The sequence below is a fragment of the Bifidobacterium sp. W8103 genome, assembly GCF_016100775.1.
Taxonomy (GTDB): domain Bacteria; phylum Actinomycetota; class Actinomycetes; order Actinomycetales; family Bifidobacteriaceae; genus Bombiscardovia; species Bombiscardovia choladohabitans.
The window spans coordinates 346,954-365,683 of record NZ_JACFRV010000001.1 but is presented as its reverse complement, the minus strand read 5'-3'; the positions used below and the strand labels follow the sequence as shown (position 1 = coordinate 365,683).

Annotated in this window: 14 protein-coding genes; 7 read left to right on the top strand and 7 right to left on the bottom strand. The window is 56.6% G+C overall.

The window, feature by feature from the left end:
• Positions 1 to 149: 149 nt before the first annotated feature.
• From H3U90_RS01445 to H3U90_RS01435, 3 genes are all read right to left on the bottom strand, one after another.
• Complete coding sequence (locus H3U90_RS01445; RefSeq protein ID WP_198176758.1) at positions 150 to 3,983, bottom strand: RCC1 domain-containing protein; 3,834 nt, start codon at positions 3,981 to 3,983, stop codon at positions 150 to 152.
• A gap of 1,405 nt (positions 3,984 to 5,388) precedes the next feature.
• Complete coding sequence (locus H3U90_RS01440; protein ID WP_232340531.1) at positions 5,389 to 6,192, bottom strand: hypothetical protein; 804 nt, start codon at positions 6,190 to 6,192, stop codon at positions 5,389 to 5,391.
• A 354-nt stretch (positions 6,193 to 6,546) separates the two neighbouring features.
• Positions 6,547 to 6,897, bottom strand: coding sequence for a hypothetical protein (locus H3U90_RS01435; RefSeq protein ID WP_198176757.1), 351 nt, complete (start codon positions 6,895 to 6,897; stop codon positions 6,547 to 6,549).
• 169 nt (positions 6,898 to 7,066) lie between these two features.
• Between H3U90_RS01435 and H3U90_RS01430 the strand changes: the two genes are divergently transcribed.
• The 6 genes from H3U90_RS01430 (at position 7,067) to H3U90_RS01405 (ending at position 15,383) form a co-directional block, all read left to right on the top strand.
• Positions 7,067 to 8,095 carry a hypothetical protein gene (locus tag H3U90_RS01430; protein WP_198176756.1) on the top strand — a complete coding sequence of 343 codons (1,029 nt, stop codon included), beginning with the start codon at positions 7,067 to 7,069 and terminating at the stop codon, positions 8,093 to 8,095.
• Between the two features lie 685 nt (positions 8,096 to 8,780).
• Positions 8,781 to 9,644, top strand: a complete 864-nt coding sequence (locus H3U90_RS01425) for a hypothetical protein (protein WP_198176755.1) — start codon at positions 8,781 to 8,783, stop codon at positions 9,642 to 9,644.
• A gap of 695 nt (positions 9,645 to 10,339) precedes the next feature.
• Positions 10,340 to 11,236, top strand: a complete 897-nt coding sequence (locus H3U90_RS01420) for a hypothetical protein (protein ID WP_198176754.1) — start codon at positions 10,340 to 10,342, stop codon at positions 11,234 to 11,236.
• Positions 11,237 to 11,746: 510 nt separating this feature from the next.
• A complete protein-coding gene (locus tag H3U90_RS01415) occupies positions 11,747 to 12,799 on the top strand; it encodes a hypothetical protein (RefSeq protein WP_198176753.1) in 1,053 nt (350 codons plus the stop codon).
• Positions 12,800 to 13,255: 456 nt separating this feature from the next.
• Entirely contained in the window at positions 13,256 to 14,296 is a 1,041-nt protein-coding gene (locus H3U90_RS01410) for a hypothetical protein (protein ID WP_198176752.1), read from the top strand.
• A 7-nt stretch (positions 14,297 to 14,303) separates the two neighbouring features.
• On the top strand, positions 14,304 to 15,383 hold the full coding sequence (locus H3U90_RS01405; RefSeq protein WP_198176751.1) for a hypothetical protein: 1,080 nt from the start codon (positions 14,304 to 14,306) through the stop codon (positions 15,381 to 15,383).
• 449 nt (positions 15,384 to 15,832) lie between these two features.
• Here the strand turns inward: H3U90_RS01405 and H3U90_RS01400 are convergent, their stop codons facing one another.
• The 4 genes from H3U90_RS01400 to H3U90_RS01385 form a co-directional block, all read right to left on the bottom strand.
• Positions 15,833 to 16,411, bottom strand: a complete 579-nt coding sequence (locus tag H3U90_RS01400; RefSeq protein ID WP_198176750.1) for a hypothetical protein — start codon at positions 16,409 to 16,411, stop codon at positions 15,833 to 15,835.
• A 555-nt stretch (positions 16,412 to 16,966) separates the two neighbouring features.
• Complete coding sequence (locus H3U90_RS01395) at positions 16,967 to 17,503, bottom strand: Panacea domain-containing protein (RefSeq protein WP_198176749.1); 537 nt, start codon at positions 17,501 to 17,503, stop codon at positions 16,967 to 16,969.
• Positions 17,504 to 17,539: 36 nt separating this feature from the next.
• Positions 17,540 to 17,731 (bottom strand): hypothetical protein, encoded by a 192-nt coding sequence (locus H3U90_RS01390; RefSeq protein WP_198176748.1) that lies wholly within the window; start codon positions 17,729 to 17,731, stop codon positions 17,540 to 17,542.
• Between the two features lie 9 nt (positions 17,732 to 17,740).
• Positions 17,741 to 17,911 (bottom strand): hypothetical protein, encoded by a 171-nt coding sequence (locus H3U90_RS01385; protein ID WP_198176747.1) that lies wholly within the window; start codon positions 17,909 to 17,911, stop codon positions 17,741 to 17,743.
• A 215-nt stretch (positions 17,912 to 18,126) separates the two neighbouring features.
• Here H3U90_RS01385 and H3U90_RS01380 point away from each other — a divergent pair, with 215 nt between their 5' ends.
• Positions 18,127 to 18,462, top strand: a complete 336-nt coding sequence (locus tag H3U90_RS01380; protein WP_232341289.1) for a glycoside hydrolase family 127 protein — start codon at positions 18,127 to 18,129, stop codon at positions 18,460 to 18,462.
• Positions 18,463 to 18,730: the final 268 nt, after the last annotated feature.

The window sequence follows — 18,730 nt, the reverse complement described above, 5'->3', positions numbered from 1 at the left end:
TTGTACACACCATTCTGCATATAGTTCGCCATCAGCCTTGTTCAGCGATTACGCAGCTCCAGCTGGAGAGTTAAACAGCAGGATAAGGAAATGGGTGGCCCCGCAATCTTGGGGTTTGCGGGGCCACCCCGCTTACTCGTGCAAAGAGTTTAGTGGCGGCGGCTGCTGCTTTCTCGCTGGTGGGAGGCTGCTGCTGTGGCGCCTGCGGCGGCGAGCAGTCCTGCGGCGAGCAGGACCAGGAGTCCGGTGCTGCCGGCCCTGGGCAGGATGCCCTCGTAGGTGTAGCCCAGGTGGGCGGTCGTCTGCGCGGCGTTGTCTATGGTCCAGTCGACGGCCACGTCGACGGGCCCTGCGTCATGGGGCGGGTTGGTGATGCTCCAGGTGCCGTCCGTGTTCCGATACAGGCTGGTCCCGTCGATGCCGCCGAACTTGACCCCAGTAAGAACCAAAGGCGTCGGATCAAATGCAACCGCCATGGGGGTCGTGCTTTTGGCTGCCGTTTGGTTGTTGCCCAACTGCCCGTACTGGTTGTCTCCCCAGGTCCAGAGATTGCCATCCTGCCTGATGGCCAGTGAATGGAGCTGTCCGGCGCTGCTTCGAGCGGCCTTGAACGTTTGGGCATTGTTTGCTGGGTCCTTGATGGTCCCAGGCTTGCTCTGATTGACGGTGCTGCCGATGCCCAGCTGGCCGTTGCTGTTCCATCCCCATGCCCAGAGGCTGCCGTCCCGGCCGACGACAAGGGAGTGGTTCACACCTGAGCTGATCTGGGCTGCTTTAAGGTTTTGGCTGGTGTTGGTAGGGTTCTGCACGGTTTGTGGCTTGTGCTTGTCGCTGGTGCTGCCATCCCCCAGCTGGCTGTACCCGTTGTATCCCCAGGTCCAGATGTTCCCGTCCGTATCGATGGCCAGGGCGTTCCAACTCCCCGCGCTGATTTGGGTGGCTTGGAAGGACTGATTTGGCAGTCGGACCGGATTGGATGCGTAATTGGTGCTGTCGCTGGTGCCGTTGCCGATCTGGCCGTTGGTGTTGTATCCCCAGGTGTACACGTTGCCATCGGCGTCCAGGGCCATGACGAAGCTCCAGTTGAGGCTGGCCTGGACCGCATGCAAGGTCTGTCCCGGATTGTCCGGGTCAGCGGCTGGAGTCGGGTTCTTCCTGGTCGTGCTGTACGCGGGCGTCTGGCCCTTGCCGGTGCTCTCGCTGCCCCAGGTGTAGACGCGGCTTTCGGAGTCGATGGCGGCTGAGTCGGCGACGCCGGCGCTGACCTGTACGGCTTTGAATGGCTGGCCGCTGGTGTCCTTGACGGGCTGGGGCTTGTACCGGTCTGTGGTGGTGCCGTCGCCCAATTGTCCGTGATCGTTGCGTCCCCAGCTGTAGAGGATGCCGTTGGATCCGATGGCCAGGACGTGCGAGTCGCCGGCTGCAACCTGGGTGTAGGTAAAGCTGGAATCCGCGCCGTCGGGCAGGGGGATTCTGACGGGAGTTTTCTGCATGGCGGCATCTGTCGGTTTCTGAGCCAGTTGTCCATATTTGTTGTTGCCCCATGCATAGGCGTTTCCGTCGCTGGCGACGCCTATGGAGAAGGAGCCTCCGGCGCTGGCCTGGTTGAAGCGGATGCCCCGGTTGATGGTGGGTGGGGTGATGGTCACATGCTGGCCGCCGAGCACGTTGCCCTTGTCGGGGTTCAGGGCCCAGTGGGTGTCCATTCTGGTCCAGTGGGCGGCCAGGGTGATGTTGCCGGTGATCTGCTGGCTGAAGTCGTAGGCGATCCAGGAATCGTTGCTGGCGTCCTTGATGAACCAGCCGTCGAACAGGCAGCCGTCCGCTTTCGGATTGGGGAAGGGGCGTTTGGCCTGTTTGCCTTCGGTGACGGTCTGGTTTTGGGGCATGCCGGAGGGTGTCGGGTAGGAGCTGTCCGTGCTGGTGAAGGTGACGGTATAGGAGTCCAGGTATCTATAGGCCAGGTGGGCGTTCGGCTGCTGGCCGTTGAGAGTCCATGAGACGGTTGTGTCCACTTTTCCCCGCACATGCGCAGGTGTGGTGACGCTCCATGTGCCGTCAGCGTTCTTGCTTATGTTCGTGCCTGCCGTTCCACCGAAGCTGACTGCAGTGACTGTGGTGGTACCGGGCAGGTTCACCCGGCCGGGGATATGCCGATCGTTGGTGGTGTTGTCGCCCAGCTGGCCGTTGGCGTTTTTACCCCAGGAGTACAGGTTTCCATCCGAGGCCAAGCCGAAGGAGTTGTTGTCCCAACCGGCGCTTGCCTGGACCCAGGTCAGTCCGGTTGGCGCGTTCTGCGGCGCAGCAACCCGGATAGGGGTGTTTCGCTGCGTAGTGGTGTTGTCGCCCAGCTGACCATTGTTATTGGCACCCCAGGAGTAGAGGTTTCCGTCTGAGCCAATGGCCAGTGATGCAACAGATAGGAGGCTTACTTGTTTCCAAGAGAAATAAGGTAGCACTCCATTGGGTTTATGCGCTTGAGTTGGGCCGTACACGTCAACGGTGGACCCATTGCCAACGTTGCCGTTTCCGCCGTAACCCCATGTATATATGTTGCCGTCGGATCCGATAGCTTGCGAGTAGTAGTCCCCCATTTGGAACTGTCCCCAGGTCAATCCGGAGGGAGCCCCTTGTGGCCATGCGATTCGTACGGGCGTGATTTTATTATCGGTGATTGATCCTGTACCCACTTCACCACGGGTATTTGCGCCCCAGCCGTAGAGCCAGTTATCCGATCCCAAGGCCAGAGAATGCCATCCCCACCCGCTCATCTGCTTCCACGTGAATCCGGAGGGCACTCCTTTTGGCATCTTCACCTGGACGGGGGTATGCCGTTCAGTGGCAGTGCCGTCCCCCAGTTGGCTATGATCGTTGCTGCCCCAGCTGTAGAGCTTGCCATCAGATCCCAGACCAAGAGCATGCAGGCTACCTACCGCTTCCTGCTTCCATGTGAACCCGGATGGGGCATTTTGTGGCAAGTTAACAGGTTCGGGGGTGTAATGCGGGGTTGTAGTGTTGTTCCCCAACTGGCCATAGGTATTGTCGCCCCAGCTGTAGAGTCTGCCGTCAGACCCAAGTCCTAGTGAGAACAAGTATCCGGCTGAGGCCTGGACCCAGGTGAAATCCTGGGATACGCCCTGGGGTTTCTTCACCGGGACCGGCTCATGACGTTCAGTGGTGGTCCCGTCGCCGAGTTGGCCATGATCGTTGCTTCCCCAGGAGTAGAGGTTGCCGTCCGAGGCGACTGCAAGAATGTGCCCCCTTCCAGCGCTGACCTGGCTGAAGCGTATTCCTCGGGGTTCGGGCGGGGTCAGGGTGACTTTCGTGCCGCCGGCGACCGGTCCCTGCACGGGGCTCATGCTCCAGGCATCCGCCTTGGTCCAATGAGCGGTGAGCTTCAGATCGTTGGTGATGGGCTGGTTGAAATCGTAGGCGACAGGTGTTGAGCCGATGAACCAGCCGTCGAACAGGTAGCCATCTTTGGTCGGATTCGTTGGCCGTTTCGCGCGCTCGCCGTCAGCTATGGTTTGCGTCGTGTCGGTGCCTTGGGGGTTGCTGAAGGTGACGGTGTGTGATGTGGAGGCGCGTGATTGCAGTCCAGCGTTGTCTTTGTCGTCGGGAGTCCCGGTCTTGTCCGGCGTGGGGGAGATGGAGGGGGTCGGTTGTGTGGGATTCACAGGGGAGGATGTGGCCAGAGGAGAGGGGGAAATAGGAGAAACGGGAGTTGTTGCTGTTTCTGTTGGCTGGGTGGTGATGTCAGGAGCATTGCTGGACTGTTGCTTAGCTTCACGATCCCCCTCCTCCCCGCTATTCCCATATGGGGTCGGCGCTACTGCGCGGGCCGCACTGGATTGGGTTGTGGCGCTGTCTGCCGTGGCATAGGTGCAGACCAGGAGGCTTGAGGGCAGAATAACTGCCAGCAGGAGGCTGATCAACAAGGCCGGTCGAGCGGATACAGTTATATTGGAGTGCTGACGAGGCATAGTATGATCCCTTTCCCCAGGAATCGCAGCCATATTGTCAAGAATCCCCAACATCCGGCGAATCACGTGCCGAAGACAACTTTGGCCGCTAATGACACAGTAGCATAAGCGCTGATGGTCTAGAACAAATAAAATTGAGAAATTTCTGTTTACTTTCTGACGATTTAATGGCGCTCGTCGGCTTTTCATTCGTAGCCGACCTTTCGCTCCCTAGGGGTCCATTACCGATCTGATAAGCGAAACAGAAGGAATACCAGGGGAATAGATATGGTTATCACTGCAACGACGAAGAGAGCAAACTCAAAACGGTGTTATGTATGCTAAGAGTTCAGTAGGGAAAACCGATAGCCATGGAACCTTGTAGCACTATGTAGGATGGCCACCAAGAGATTCGTGGCGGAGATGATATGGGTTCGTCGATGTGTTAAGTATGCGGTGTTGGCAGTGTTGACAATGTTGGCAGTAATACAGGACATGGTTGATGTATCGCCCAGGTTTTTTTTTTATTCGTGTGCTAGTACACACGTTCTGATTGCAGTTGATCTTACGCTAGATGGTCATAGTTGATTACTTGATCAACCCTGGTTTCCGCGTCAGCAATTTATTGAGGTATTGGCAAATGCCGATACAAAGTGCAACGACTCGGTATGCTTCCGTGCCAAAGCTTGCTGGTCAAATGCCTACTCTTTCTGCCGTTATACGCCAGGCAGCCCAACAGTATGCAGCAGCGCCCGAGCGACGTTCAGGGTGATGATTTGGGTGTGAGGCCCCAAGAGCAGACTTTCGGTCTGCGCTATCCTCATACGTTCAGATAGGACTGCACCGAGATCTTCTTGAGACAAGACTCCAACGGCGCTAGTTCGTCTTAAGTCTGAAGGTCTGCGGCAAGATGACATAGAGACAGGTAAAGGGGCAGCGAGGTGGCACTGAACACGTCGACTCACTTGCCTTCTATTTCCATTGTCGTCCCATGTGGTCGCTGATATTTGGCCGAGTGCAGCAAAAGGGCGAGGCTGGCGTTGGGCATCAACGAGATGGAGCACCAACAGATGGATGGGATGGTTTTGCAGTGTATGCCGAGCGGAGGGTGGGTCTTTAGAATTAGCCATTCCGGCAAGCCACCTGACTCTGTAAAAGCCTAATTAGAGCCTGTCCATCCATAACAATCGGCGATACAGTTCCCCTGGTTGTCGATGGCCGGCCCCTCGTGGCCCTGCTGCAGCTGGTTCCACAGGTTGGGGTAGTCCTGAAGATTAAATCCACCACTGTGTTGAGTAGATGGGGCGGATCCGCCTCCTCCGCCGCCGTGTTGACCGGTGGTTGGACGGGATTGTGTGTAGCCTTTCCGCCTGTTGCTGGAGGTCGCCGACTTTCGTTGCGGAGATCCTGACCTTTGGGATGCCTGCTACGCGGCTTGCGCCTGCGCCGCCTGGGCTGCGGCCTGCTGGTCGGCCTGGCTCTTGGCCTGCATGGACGCGTTCACCTGGTCGATGGCCGCCTGCAGGGCGCCTACCGCATCCCGGCAGGCCTTCGCCCCATCCCCCTTGGCCTGGCCGGCCTGGTCGATGGCCTGCTGCAGGCCGTCACGGGTAGCATTGTCGGCAACCTTCCCGTCCGAATCGGCCAGCAGCCTCGACGCCTCCTCCCTCTTCCCGTCCAGGGCCGCCCTGGCATCCTCCAGGGCCTTCGCATCACGGGACGCGGTCACCGCCTTGGCAGCCCTGGCCACAGCCGCATATCTGCCGTCGATTTTTCTCGCCTGGCCGGCCGCCGCATTCAACTCACCGGTGGACATGGAGGCCTTGCAACGGATCGTCGGCTGCCTGATCCCTTCGGCGTCCTTCACGCTGCGCGCCATGGCCACCACGGTCTTCGCATCCTTGACCTGGTCGGCCTTTATGCCCGCCGCCTCACGGTACTGCGCCAACCTGTCCGAGCCGGTCTTCCCCTTTAGGGCCTTCACCGCCCGGCTGCAGGAGTCCAACGCCGCATCATGCCGACGGTTATCAACCACGCGCCAGCCCACAAAACCAGCCACAACCACCGCTACCACGGCGACAACCACCGGCACCAACCACTTCGGATGCCGCCCGCCCGACGGGGCTCCCCCATCATCCGGCATGATCGCCGCAGGAGCAGAAACCTCACCCACAACCGGAGCAGACACACTCCCCAGACCCGCAGCCCCCTCGCCATCATGGTCCGCCATGAAACACTCCCTCTTTCCCTCAGCATCTGTCTCTTTTCAGGATCAGTGATTGATTGGGCAGGCGCGCATTGCCACCTCGCATATTTGTGGCGATGCCACTCTGTCACCCATCAGAGTCTGCCTCTGCTGCACAGTCTTCGTGGTCTCGTCAAGGCTGCAAACAACTTCCGTGCGCTGCTGTGCAGTGAATCATTGATGCATTGATATTCAATACTTTATCAGGAAGCCGATTATGAATCCTCTGACGATACAAAATTTGGTGTAATTCGATAGGTGAATGATTAAATGAATATGAAAATTTTAGTCAGAAGATATATGAATGTACCAAATTCAGAACAGCTTTACGGCCGTCTCTCATACATAAGTATAAGCCTTTGAAAGGGGAAATGCTAAAATAGAACTGTTAACCTTTCTCATGCAATCTATGTCTTCTTGTTCAGACCTTCTGTCTTTGTTGATATAGCTTGGTTTGGCTGACAAAGTAAGGGCATTGTCGACCATAGAGGTTTGGGGCAGAGAGTCGGTCAACGCTTTCAACGCTTTCATGTTCACATAGGAAAACAAGGTCAATTGCCGGCTATGGCTTCTCTCGGTACCGCCATCTGTACGTCTAGGTGCGAACTGTGATTGGACCCGACTGTTAATTTGGAATTTAAACAATCGCATTTCGGCATCACCGATTACGGGGATCTGCGATGCAGGCACGAGACGCAAACCTTGTCGGGGGACGGGCTCGCAATAGTTGCATACATATCTTTATTAGTGGTAGCTCGAGGCCTATTTTGATTTTGCATGAGTGATAATAAATTCGTAGTTATCTTTCAGCCTGGTACGTTGTGTGTGATGCTTGGCGAAGAGAATCGGAGAAAGGGTTATGGGCGATAAGGATCAGGAATCAGAAGTTGAGGAAGCAGACGAAGAGGCCAAGGTCGATAAGGCTCCGCCGACGGTCGTGCCGGGAGATGAGGATACTACGTCAGGCAGGCGACATCGGAAGTGGCTGGTTGCGGTAATTGTCGCCGTTGTGGTGGTGGTCGTGGCTGGTCTTGCGGGCTGGCGCGTGGTAGAGAACCGCCGGCATGGTTCGGCGCTGGAATCCTGCAACCGGGCTGCCAAGAGCCTGCAGGAAAGGACTAGCTCTGCAAAGATGGCCCGCTACCGTGAAGCGTCAGGTGTGAAAGCAGACCAGGTCAAGGATGCGAAGACCGTGACAAACATGAGCAGAAGCGTGAAGGCTGCTGGCGGTCTTAGGCCTTCTTTGATTCAGTGCAATGCATCCATGTCCACAGGCGAGCTGAACACTGCAGTCAGCAAGGCTAAGAAGCTGGACAGCGAATACGAGGCCGTATCCAAGGCGGTTAAGGTAGTGCTCGCCTCCAGAGATGCGAAAACCCTCGATGATGCGAAGGCGGCGCTGAACGCGAAGAAAGATGAAGCGTCAAAGCTGTTGGGCGATTCCGACGGGAAGGTGGCCGACAACGCGACCCGCGACAATCTGCAGACAGCTATTAATCAGGCCGGCCAGGTCAAGGGGGATGAGGCGAAGGCTTACCAGGATGCGACTGGATCCTTGCAGGCGGCCATCGATCGGGTGAACGCCTCCATGCAGAAGAGCCAGGCCGACCAGCAGGCCGCAGCCCAGGCGCAGGCGCAGGCCGCGCAGCAGCAGGCGCAACGGCAGGGCGCCACCCAACGCCGTCAGGCCTCCTCCAGCAATGGGCGGAGAGGTTCCACGCAATCCCGTCGGCCCGCATCCCGGCCGTCCGGCAATCAGGGCGGTGGATCTGCTCCACAAAACCAAGGGAATGATAAGTCTTGGGAAGATGAATGGAATGACTTCATACATCGTCCAGATAATACGATGCATGGTTGTAATCCGGATGGTTCCTGTGGCATTGGCTGATTGATTGAGAATTTGCCAGCGGGACTAGTTGCTTGCAAGGTCTCCTATCTCGCTGGCCTTATTTGTAAAAGGCCGCTGGGCTGTCACTTCTCGTATTCAGATGTAGGGGAATCTCAAACGATGACTTTGGGGAGATTGGACGTTAGGTCGGCCGAATTCTGTATCCGGGCTCCGGCATAGGTGGGCTTAAGGCTACTCCCATAGCCGTCTTTGAGGAATAGATCGCATATGGAGCTGTATCGACAGTGTGGGCTGTGAGCATGACATGTGCCTAGCTTCGCATACAGGAAGAGAACGATTGAAAAGGAAAACCACGGTTTTGCCTACGGTGGGGTCTACATTTTCGACCCTTGTGTGAATTGAACACTTATCGGCCAAGAGTCATCTTTGATTTGCTCCGACGGGGTCTTGTAGGTGGGAATGGCTGGCTTTTGGGCTTGAGCCCACTTTAGATTTGTGCGGGCCGTTACGCTGGAGGAAGACAGTAGCTCGTTTCAGTAAGAAAAAGGGATTTGTCATGGTGGATCACGGGGATGAGGGGACTACAAATTTGCGGGGTGTGTCAGACACGATTGAGGGTGAGTCTTCGACTCCGCCGAGAATTGTATCGGAGGATGGGGGTGCCCCGTCTGACAGACCGCACCCCAGGTGGTTGGTTCCGGTAGTCGTGATAGTGATTGTGGCGGTGGCGGTAATAGCAGGTCTTGTAGGCTGGCGCGTGGTTGAAAACCGTCGGCATGATGCGGCACTCGAATCCTGCAACCAGGCGGTGAAGCCCCTGCAGGAGAAGACCGGATCGGCCAGGATGGCCCGCTACCGTGAAGCATTCGGCGTGAAGAGGGACCAGGTCAAGGATGCGAAGACGGTGGCGAACATGAGCCGCAGCGCGAAGGCCGTCGGCGGGCTCAAGCAGCCGACTGTAGCGTGCAAGGCCCCCATGTCCACCGTTGATCTGAATGCCGAGGCTGGCAGGGCAAGGAAGCTGGACGGTGAATACGCGGCCGTATCCAAGTCGGCTAGGGCAGTTCTCGAATCCAAGGATGCGAAGACTCTGGAGGATGCTAAGACGGCCTTGAACGCGAAGAAGGACGAAGCGTCAAAGCTGTTGGGCGATTCTGACGGGAAGGTGACCGACAACGCGACCCGCGACAATCTGCAGACAGCTATTAATCAGGCCGGCCAGGTCAAGGGGGATGAGGCGAAGGCTTACCATGATGCGGCTGGATCCTTGCAGGCGGCCATTGATCAGGTGAACTCCTCCATGCAGGTCAAGAGTCAGGCCGACCAGGAGGCCGCGGCCCAAGCGGCCCAGCAGCGGACACAACGGCAAGGTGCCACTCAACGCAGGGCAACTACCTCCAACAACAAGCGGGAAAGCAATATGTCCCACCATCCAGCATCCAACAAACGAGGTGGCGGATCCTCACAGGCGCCTGCAACTCCATCAGTCCCACAAGGAGATGACGGAGGCTTCGATTGGCACCAATGGTTCGAAGAACATAAAACTCCGAGCCGCTGTCATCCCGGGGAATTCTGCCCTATTGGTTGATTCATTGAAAATTGAGAATTTCCTAGCGAGACAGGTTGCTTAGCAGGCTTCCTATCTTGCTAGCGTTTTGTATGCGCCCATAATGGAGTCCTCTTTATAACAGGAGATGCAAACCTCTATAAGTGTCCTGAAAGATCAGAAGGTAGGCTGGTTAGTTTTTGCACCCGGGCTCCGGCATGGTGGGCTCAAGCGCCTGCTATGGCCGCCTCTCTTGGCCGCTGTGATCGTTATTCAGAAATAAATTGTATGTGGGGGGGGGGCATCTGCAGTTTGCGTTGTATTCCCAGCACATAGGTCAAGGACGTGAGCTGATTCCCATTCCTGGGAGAATGGATGCGTAAAGAGATCCCCTCATCTTTCGCCGGAGCTACATATACGGATTATGTGAGAGCTAAACGCTCAATGGTCAAGATCGTTTTTGTTTTATGCCGATGGTCTTTGTGGTAGGAGCTGCTGCTTATGTATTTGGGGACACTCTAGCTTTGTGCGGTCGGTTACCCTGGGAGAAGGCAGTAGACAGCGCAAATGGGAAGAAGGGTTACCTCATGGCGGACCAGGGAGATGAGAGGAGTACGGACTTGGAGAGCTCGTCTGATCTAGTTAAAGGCGAGGCTTCGTCTCCGCCGACGGTCGTGCTAGAAGATGAGAAAGCCGCGTCTAGGAAGCGGCGCCCCAAGTGGCTGGTTCCGTTAGTGGTGGCAGTAGTCGTAGTTGTTGTTGTGGCTGGTCTTGTGGGCTGGCATCTAGTGGAGTCTCACCGGCATGATTCGGCGCTTGAATCCTGCAACCAGGCCGCCAGGTCCCTGCGGGGCAAAACCGGCTCGGCGCAGTTAGCCAAGTATCAGGAGGCTTCCGGTGTAAAGGTGGACCAGGTCAAGGATGCGAAGACCGTGGTGGCCATGGCGCGCAGCGTGAAGGACGCCGAGGGGATCAGGCAGCAGACGATCCGGTGCAATGCCTCCATGCCCACCGGTGAGCTGAAAGAGGCGGCCGACCAGGCCGGAAAAATCGACGGCAAATATGCGGCTGTGGCCAGGGCTGCCAAGGCGGTGATCACGTCCCGTGATGCGAAGGCCCTAGAGGATGCCCGGACCGCCCTGGACGGGAAGAAGGGCGAGGCGTCGAGGCTGCTGGCCGATTCGGACGGGAAGGTGGCCGACAATGCGACCCGTGACGGCCTGCAGCAGGCCATCGACCAGGCCGGCCAGGCCAAGGGGGATGAGGCGAAGGCCTACCGGGATGCGGCGAATGCGCTGCAGGCGGCCATCGACCGGGTGAACGCGTCCGTGCAGGCCAAGAGCCAGGCCGACCAGCAGGCCGCAGCCCAGGCGGCGCAGGCCGCACAGCAGCCGGCGCAACGGCAGGGCACCGCTCAGCGCCGTCAGGCCTCCTCCAACAGTGGGCGGAGAGGCTCCACGCAATCCCGCCGGCCCGCCTCCCGGCCGTCTGGCAACCGGGGCGGCGGATCCTCACAGGCGCCGGCGGTACCGTCAGCACCACAAAGCGACGGATCTAATTGGCGCGACAGACTTAAAGGGAATACTACAGGCGGCAATGGTTGTAATTCGGCTGGCGTGTGTGTCCTTGGCTGATTGATTGAGAATTTGCCAGCGGGACCGGTTTCTTGCGAGGTCTCCCATCCCGCCGGCGTTGTTTGTGGGCGACCATATTGGGCGTCCCCTTCATGATAGTGGAGGGGAAACATAACTGATGACTCCTGGAAGGCTTGGACGCTGGGTGGGCAAGGCGGTGGTTGTGACGGTTGCTGTCAGCTGTTGTAGCCGTCATTGCGAAATAAATTGCATGCGGGAATGTACTCGGAGTTCGGGTTGGAGGTCCTGTATATGCCAAGGATCTGTGCCGACTCCCCTTCCTGGTGAGACTGGCTGGGCAAAGAGACCTCTTTATTATTTGCCGGAGCTGTATATCCAATCCCTATGCGAGTAGAAGATTTCATTGGTCAGGATTGATCTTTGGTTTTACAGGGAGTGTTTCAGATAGGAACGGCTTGCTTTTGTGCAGGAGGAGGCTTGAGTTTTGTGCGGGCGGTTGCCCCGGAGGAGGGCAACCGCAATCCGCGCGGATGAAGAGAGAGGATGGTCATGGCGGATCAGGATGATGAGGGGGCTGCGGGTCTGGGGAGTGTGTCTGCTCCGGTCGGGGGTGAGGTTTCTGCTCCTGCGGCGATCGTGCCCGAGGGTGGAGGAGCCCCCTCGGGCAGGCGGCGTCCGAGGTGGCTGGTTCCTGTGGTTGTCGCCGTGGTGGTGGCTGTGGTGGTGGTTGTTGCTGGTTTTGTGGGCTGGCGCGTGGTGGAATCACGCCGGCATGGTGCGGCGTTGGACTCCTGCAGCCGGGCGGTGAAGGCCCTGCAGGACAAGACCGGCCCGGACCGGTTGGCGCAGTACCGTGAGGCGGCGGGCATAAAGTCCGACCAGGTCAAGGATGCGAAGACCGTGGTGGCCATGGCGCGCAGCGTGAAGGACGCCGAAGGGATCAGGCAGCGGATAATCCGGTGCAAGCCCTCCATGTCCACCGACGGGCTGAACGCGGAGGCCGGCAGGGCCAAAAAGCTGGACGGTGAATATGCGGCCGTGGACAAGGCGGCCAAGGCGGTGATCGCGTCCCGTGATGCGAAGGCCCTTGATGATGCGAAGGCGGCATTGAACGCAAAGAAGGACGAGGCGTCGAGGCTGCTGGCCGATTCGGACGGGAGGGTGGCCGACAATGCGACCCGTGACGGCCTGCAGCAGGCCATCGATCAGGCCGGCCAGGCCAAGGGTGATGAGGCGAAGGCCTACCGGGATGCGACTGGATCCTTGCAGGCGGCCATCGACCGGGTGAACGCCTCCATGCAGGCCAGAAGCCAGGCCGACCAGCAGGCCGCGCAGGCCCAGGCCTCGCAGCAGCAGGCGCAACGGCAGGGCGCCACCCAGCGACGTCAGGCCTCCTCCAACAGTGGGCGGAGAGGCTCCACGCAAACCCGCCGGCCATCCTACCGGCCGTCCGGCAACCAGGGCGGCGGAGACAGCGGATCCGCTTCGGCTCCAGCTCAGGACAATTGGTCGGAACAAGCGTTTGAGGAATGGTCAAAAGGGAATACGACAAACGGAGGAAAACCAGTCTGCCAAAAGGGTCAGGCTTGTGGCATTGGCTGATTGATTGAGAATTTGCCAGCGGGACCGGTTGCTTGCAAGGTTTCCCATCCCGCTGACGCTACATGAAGGCATCTCTTCACGGTAGTGGAATGGAAAAGGAAACATCAGCGATGACACTAGGAAGATAGGACGCTAATCCAGTTGTCCTCTGTGTCTGAGCTCAAAATACGGTCACTTATTGAATTGCAAGTGTGGCATTTTGGCTGAGAAAAGTACTCCCAATTTTTATACGGTGGCGTGATGACTGGGAAAAAGAAATTCTCTCGACTTTGGTAGGGGCTCGTGCCCAACTCCTAGTTGGTCGAATACTGATCAGCCACGAACCATCACTGTTTACATCGAAAGTGGCTGAGTTGAGGATGACTGGTTTATATACGTGAGGACACTCTAGCTTTACGTGGTCGGTTACTCTGGGATAAGGCGATGGTGCTCGCAAGTGAGAAGAAGGATTGTTTCATGACGAATCAAAAAGATGAGGGGGCTGAGGGCCTGGGGAGTGTGTCCGATTCGGTTGAAGGTGAGGCTTCGGCGCCTCCGTCGACCATGCCGGATCATGGGAAAGCCCCGTCGGGCAGACCGCGACCAAAGTGGCTGGTTCCGGTGGTTGTCGTCGTGGTGGCTGTGGTGGTTGTTGTGGCTGGTCTTGTGGGCTGGCGTGTGGTGGAATCCCGCCGGTATGGTGTGGCGCTCGACTCCTGCAACCGGGCGGTGAAGACCCTGCAGGACAAGACAGATCCGTCCAGGATGGCCAGCTACCGTGAAGCATCATACGTGAAAACGGAGCAGGTCAAGGATGCGAAGACCGTGCAGGTCATGGCGCGCGACGTGAAAGCCGTCGGTGAGCTGAAGCAACCTACCTTGCAGTGCAGAGCCTCGATGTCCACCGGTGAGTTGAAAACTGCAGCCAGCAAGGCCAATAAGCTTGCTAGTGAATACGCGGCCGTATCCAAGTCGGCTAAGTCAGTTCTAGCCTCTCGGGACGCGAAATCCCTTGAGGATGCGAAGACGGCCTTGAATGCAAAGAAGGACGAAGCGTCGAGTCTGTTCGGCGATTCCGACGGAAAGGTAGCGGACAATGCCACTCGGGACGGCCTGCAGCAGGCCATCGATCAGGGTGGCCAGGTCAAGGGCGATAAGGTCAAGAAGTACAAGGATGCGGCGAACGTCTTACAGGCGGCCATTGATAAGGTAAACGCGTCCATGCAGGCCAAGAGCCAGGCAGACCAGCAGGCCGCCGCCCAGGTAGCGCAGCAGCAGGGCGCCGCCCGACGCCGTCAGGCCTCTTCCAGCAATGGGCGGAAAGGATCTACGCGATTCCTCAGGCCATCCTACCGGCCGTCCGGCAACCGCGGCGGCGGAGGCGGCGGATCCTCCCAGGTGCCGGCAGCCCTATCAGCCCCACAAAAAGGTAATGGAGGTATTGATTGGGGCCAATGGATAGAACAACATAAAACTCCCAGCCCTTGCAAAAAGGGTGAGGCTTGTGGCATTGGCTAATTGATATATGCAGGTACCCTCCACCCAGCCTGCGGTAATTGTTAAATTTGGTAACAGTGAATTGACAGAATTGATTGTGAACGATATGAATCGGGGAATAGAGCGGCTCGCAGAAATGGATAATCAGGACAAGTCCAAACCTAATTCTGACGAAGCGAAGGAGCGTCGTCCGAAATGGATGATTCCCTTAATTGCAGTGGTAGTAGTGTCGGTGCTGGCCTTGGCTGGTGTTTTCGCCTGGCGTGCCTATGAGCATCGCCAACATGATTCGGCGCTTTCCTCGTGTTCGCAAGCTGTTAGCAATTTACATGGGCTCACAAGACCGTCTCAGCTGGCCAGATATCATGAAGCCGTAGCTGTGCGGGCCGACCAAGTGAAGGACGTGAAGACCATAAAAACTATGAACCGGAGCGTCAAGGCTGTCGGCAGTCTTCGCCCGCAGACTCTCCAATGCAAGACATCCATGTCAACAGAGAGTTTGGAAGCAACTGCCAACAAGTCTAAGAAGTTAGATGCTGGGTACCACGCTGTATACAAGGCTGCCAATGCGGTTCTGGCTTCCCGCGACGCCAAGACCCTCGATGATGCGAAGGCTGCTCTGAGTGGCAAAATAAACGAAGCAAAGAAACTGTTGCAGGACAGCGATGGGAAGGTGGCTGACAATACCGTTCGTGACAATTTGCAGAAGGTCATAGATCAGGCTGACCAGGTTACGGGAGGCGAGATAAAGGCTTATCAGGACGCAGTGAGCGCGTTACAAGTGGCAACTGATCGGGTGAACGCTTCTATGCAGGCTAAGAGCCAGGTAGACCAGCAGGCCGCTGCCCAGGCGCAACAGCACGGCACCGTCCAAAGCCGGCCAACATCCTCCAACAATGGTCGGAAGAGCAACGCGCAATCCCGTCGGCCTTTATACCGGCCGTCTGGGAATCGAGGCGGCGGAGGCGGCGGATCCTCGCAGGCGCCGACAGCCCCATCATCTCCACAAAGAGGTGATGGTAATGGAACCGGCGGGCATGCCGTATTGCCCCCGTTAGATACAACGCATCATGGTTGTAATCCGGATGGTTTGTGTGCCATTGGCTGATTGATTGGGCATTGAACATCTGCCATAGGTGCTGATTGCCTGGAGGATTTTCTACCCTGCTAGCATTGCTAGTGGGGCCCATGACGCTGTCTTCTTCACAGTACTTTGCTATATTCGCTGGGGAATGCGATATGACTCGGCCTACGTCTGAACGTTGTAGGTGTGGATAAGGATATCAATGGCTTTTTGAATAGGCCCCAGGCCACGCAAGTGAGAGAATTTATTCTCAGATTCGTATCGCTTTTGATTGATGCCATCTCACTGACGGGGGTTTAGGTAGCAGCTTGTCACCGGGGACGATCCGCACTGAATGCGGGCCACTACTGCTGGAGCGAGTGCTGATACGGCCGTTGCGAATGTGATGAATACCCGCAGGGCTTTGCGTCGTACTTTCTCCATTGCATCAATGGGGCGACGTGCCGGATCAGTGTAGGATGCTGTCCCCGGAATTATGCGGCCTGCTTCGGCAAACTCCGAACATGTGGATCGAGCAATGCAAGCAATTTGACACCATTCGGCTGGTCGCATGAGAGTTTGTGCGGATTACCCTGTTTAATGTCAATCTTTGCGAAGGGGAAGAAATTCTGCCCGTCGCCTGCTGGATAATTCAAGTTTGAAGAAGAACGCTGCATGGCTTGTCCGTTCACCTTGCATTGCCCGGCTTCTGTCTGCTTAAGATCGGCCCGCTGTGCGAGTACATACAGGGTTCCCGACTTGTTCGCGGAGATGGTTGTGACGTTGCCGTCACCAGAAACGTCGTACTTTGTCAAAGATGACAGGTAATTGGAGACCTGTTCCACGGACGGCTCTGACCGATTCGATCCCTGGCAGCCTGAGAACAGGGCCACACTCATCAAAACTGCTACAAGGGCGATTATTTGTTTTTTCCAGATGGCGCCAGCCGTTCTTGCTTCACTATGGAACCGGGCTGGCGATGCCGTGAGCCGTACCAAGTGTCCTTGGGAATCCCGCTGATGCGCCACTGTCGAATTAAAGTCCGTCTGCTCAAAAGCCTTTGTCTTCTTCATCAGTTCTCCTTAGGCAGGTAGAGGAGGGTTCACAACAGTGTTAATTGATTTAAGTTTCATAACTCAGATGAGCGGTAATTAAATAAAACGAGTTTAGCTCTTTATTTAAGAAATACAAATATTTGCCAGTTTGTATCTTTCGTGGTCGAATTCTGGCTATAGTTATGTGATTAGCCGTCATTCTCCTAATTAATCGAATAGCGCCATGCATGCGGTTCCTACCCGCTTTAATCATGAAATCTCAACAGGAATTGTGATCTGCTTTGAGGAAGTCTCTGAAGGCGTGTGCTTGTCACATTGTTTTCTTACCGGCTATTTACCAATACAGAAACAATTGCTAGAAAATTCATATGAGTCTGGCTGCATTTCTGAGTCGTGCGGCCTGTTCATTGAATGTTGTCTGTCTACTGACCATTTCTTGTACCCAGCGATACATGCCATTGCGCTTAGGTTCGTCTGAGTCGTTAATATCCAATTCGATACCCATTCTGAAAACCTAAGAAGACGAATCTTGCAAGACGGCTCTTTTGTCGGCTTGTTCCTTGCAGTGTTGCCTTATGTGTCTTCCAGCAGTTTCAGCGCATTTGGGAATCGCTCATCGACTGCACGAACACCTCCGGCTAGGGTTCTCCGCAAATCAGGATGATCAATGCCATCGTGAGAGCGGAGCATGGCTTCTTCAGTAATTTCTTTGTTCTTGCCGGATTCATATACAGCTTTCCAGGCTGAACCGTCGCGATGTAAATAGTCCACAAGTTCGAAGGCTGCCAATGGCCCGTATAAAGTGGCAACTCTTTGAACTACGTTTTTCGCTGCTCGGAGTCCGACTGAAGAATCGGTTTGATCATGCGCATCTATTATAGCGGGGGCAGTTATCCGATTTGGGCCATACTCTTTGAATGCTGCATAAACGCTCGGTTCCACGGGGCCGCTTTCCCAGGCTTGTACAGGTTCGTCGAAAAGCCTATGCCTGTGTATCCGGAGGCATTCAACCTGTGCGAAATACACCAGCTTGTTGATTTTCATATTTGTCAAATACAGGTGTGTATGAGGATAGGTGATCAACATGTTGGCGATAGTCAATGCAAGCATGTGATTCTTGCCTCCTCTTATGTTGATTTACACGTTTTATGGTAGCTGGTCCATATGTCCGCTGTAGTCGTGGTTGACCGGGTTTGTGTTCCAAGGGTAGGGCAGTGTGGTCTGCGGATAGATGTCCGCCAGCAGGTCGTAGCCGGTCGGGTCGTATTCGCGCAGCTCGTTCCTGGTGTTGAGCGGACCTCGGACGCCGTCCCAGGTGTCGTCGGCGCTTTTGGCCATCACGTTGAACTACATTGCGGTCGGGGTGGTGAAGTACTCCTCGATGTTGCCCAGCAGGTGGATGGTGTGGCCGAATTCATGAGCCAGTATGGACTCGTTGGGGTAGCGGGTCTGGTGTACGCCCTCAGTGATGCGTTCGATATTGGCGGCGGAGATAGATGCGACCGGGTCGCCAATCATGCCCCATAGCCTTTGACAGGCCGATCCATGATATGGGCACCGCCTCGGTGCTCGGGTATGTCATAGACGTCCCCATGCAGTCCGTAGATGCGGTGACAGATCACACAGGCCAAGGTTCTTCGGATGCCGTCAGCCGACGGGTGGACTAGGGGTACCTGTACCTCCACCCTTCCGGTTTCTGGGAACAGGGCGATCGGATCGACATCCACTTCGAAATGCCATTGCGTGCCGTTGCCGCCAACCCTTTGGTCAGCCGGGATGCGGGCAAGGTGGCGGTGGCTGGGGGACCCATAGTCTACTGCGCCGAGGAAAGGGACAACGGGGCCAACCTGCACCTGCAGCATCCGGACGGCAACGCCTTGTCGGGTGATGCAAGCCGCGTGAAAGTCGAGCCTTTCACTTTCCAGGCTGGGGTGTATCTTGATGATCCTCAGTCCGAAGCCATTCTGATTCCCCTATTTTGCCTGGTCCAACCGTGGCGAAAACAAGATGAGGGTTTTCCTGGACGTGGGCTGAGGGCCACCATCACTCAAGCACGTTGCGGTTTCTGAGATTGACGCAGGGCGGTCAAGATCAGCAGCAGGTCAAGGCGTGCTGGAACCGTTGATGGTGCCCCACCTCTGTACGGTCCTGCCGAGCAGCGGGGGGGGGGGGGAGACCGGTGCCAGCGTGTCGATGACCAGTCCATTTGTCTCCATTTGCCGCAGGATTTTTGTTGTGGACGGGCGGATGTTGAATTCCATCTCGATGTCCCCCCGGGTGTGGTCCTGGGACTCGCCTTGGCTGCTTTTCTGGATCCCTTGTGCAGAGCTCCGTATG

Excerpts from the sequence above, each read along its gene's own strand:
- H3U90_RS01405 (WP_198176751.1), top strand. The coding sequence starts at position 14,304 with ATGCAGGTACCCTCCACCCAGCCTGCGGTAATTGTTAAATTTGGTAAC.
- H3U90_RS01400 (WP_198176750.1), bottom strand. The coding sequence starts at position 16,411 with ATGAAGAAGACAAAGGCTTTTGAGCAGACGGACTTTAATTCGACAGTG.
- H3U90_RS01385 (WP_198176747.1), bottom strand. The coding sequence starts at position 17,911 with ATGATTGGCGACCCGGTCGCATCTATCTCCGCCGCCAATATCGAACGC.
- H3U90_RS01445 (WP_198176758.1), bottom strand. The coding sequence starts at position 3,983 with ATGCCTCGTCAGCACTCCAATATAACTGTATCCGCTCGACCGGCCTTG.
- H3U90_RS01410 (WP_198176752.1), top strand. The coding sequence starts at position 13,256 with ATGACGAATCAAAAAGATGAGGGGGCTGAGGGCCTGGGGAGTGTGTCC.
- H3U90_RS01390 (WP_198176748.1), bottom strand. The coding sequence starts at position 17,731 with ATGGCCAAAAGCGCCGACGACACCTGGGACGGCGTCCGAGGTCCGCTC.
- H3U90_RS01395 (WP_198176749.1), bottom strand. The coding sequence starts at position 17,503 with ATGCTTGCATTGACTATCGCCAACATGTTGATCACCTATCCTCATACA.
- H3U90_RS01430 (WP_198176756.1), top strand. The coding sequence starts at position 7,067 with ATGGGCGATAAGGATCAGGAATCAGAAGTTGAGGAAGCAGACGAAGAG.
- H3U90_RS01415 (WP_198176753.1), top strand. The coding sequence starts at position 11,747 with ATGGCGGATCAGGATGATGAGGGGGCTGCGGGTCTGGGGAGTGTGTCT.
- H3U90_RS01440 (WP_232340531.1), bottom strand. The coding sequence starts at position 6,192 with ATGGCGGACCATGATGGCGAGGGGGCTGCGGGTCTGGGGAGTGTGTCT.
- H3U90_RS01380 (WP_232341289.1), top strand. The coding sequence starts at position 18,127 with ATGCCATTGCGTGCCGTTGCCGCCAACCCTTTGGTCAGCCGGGATGCG.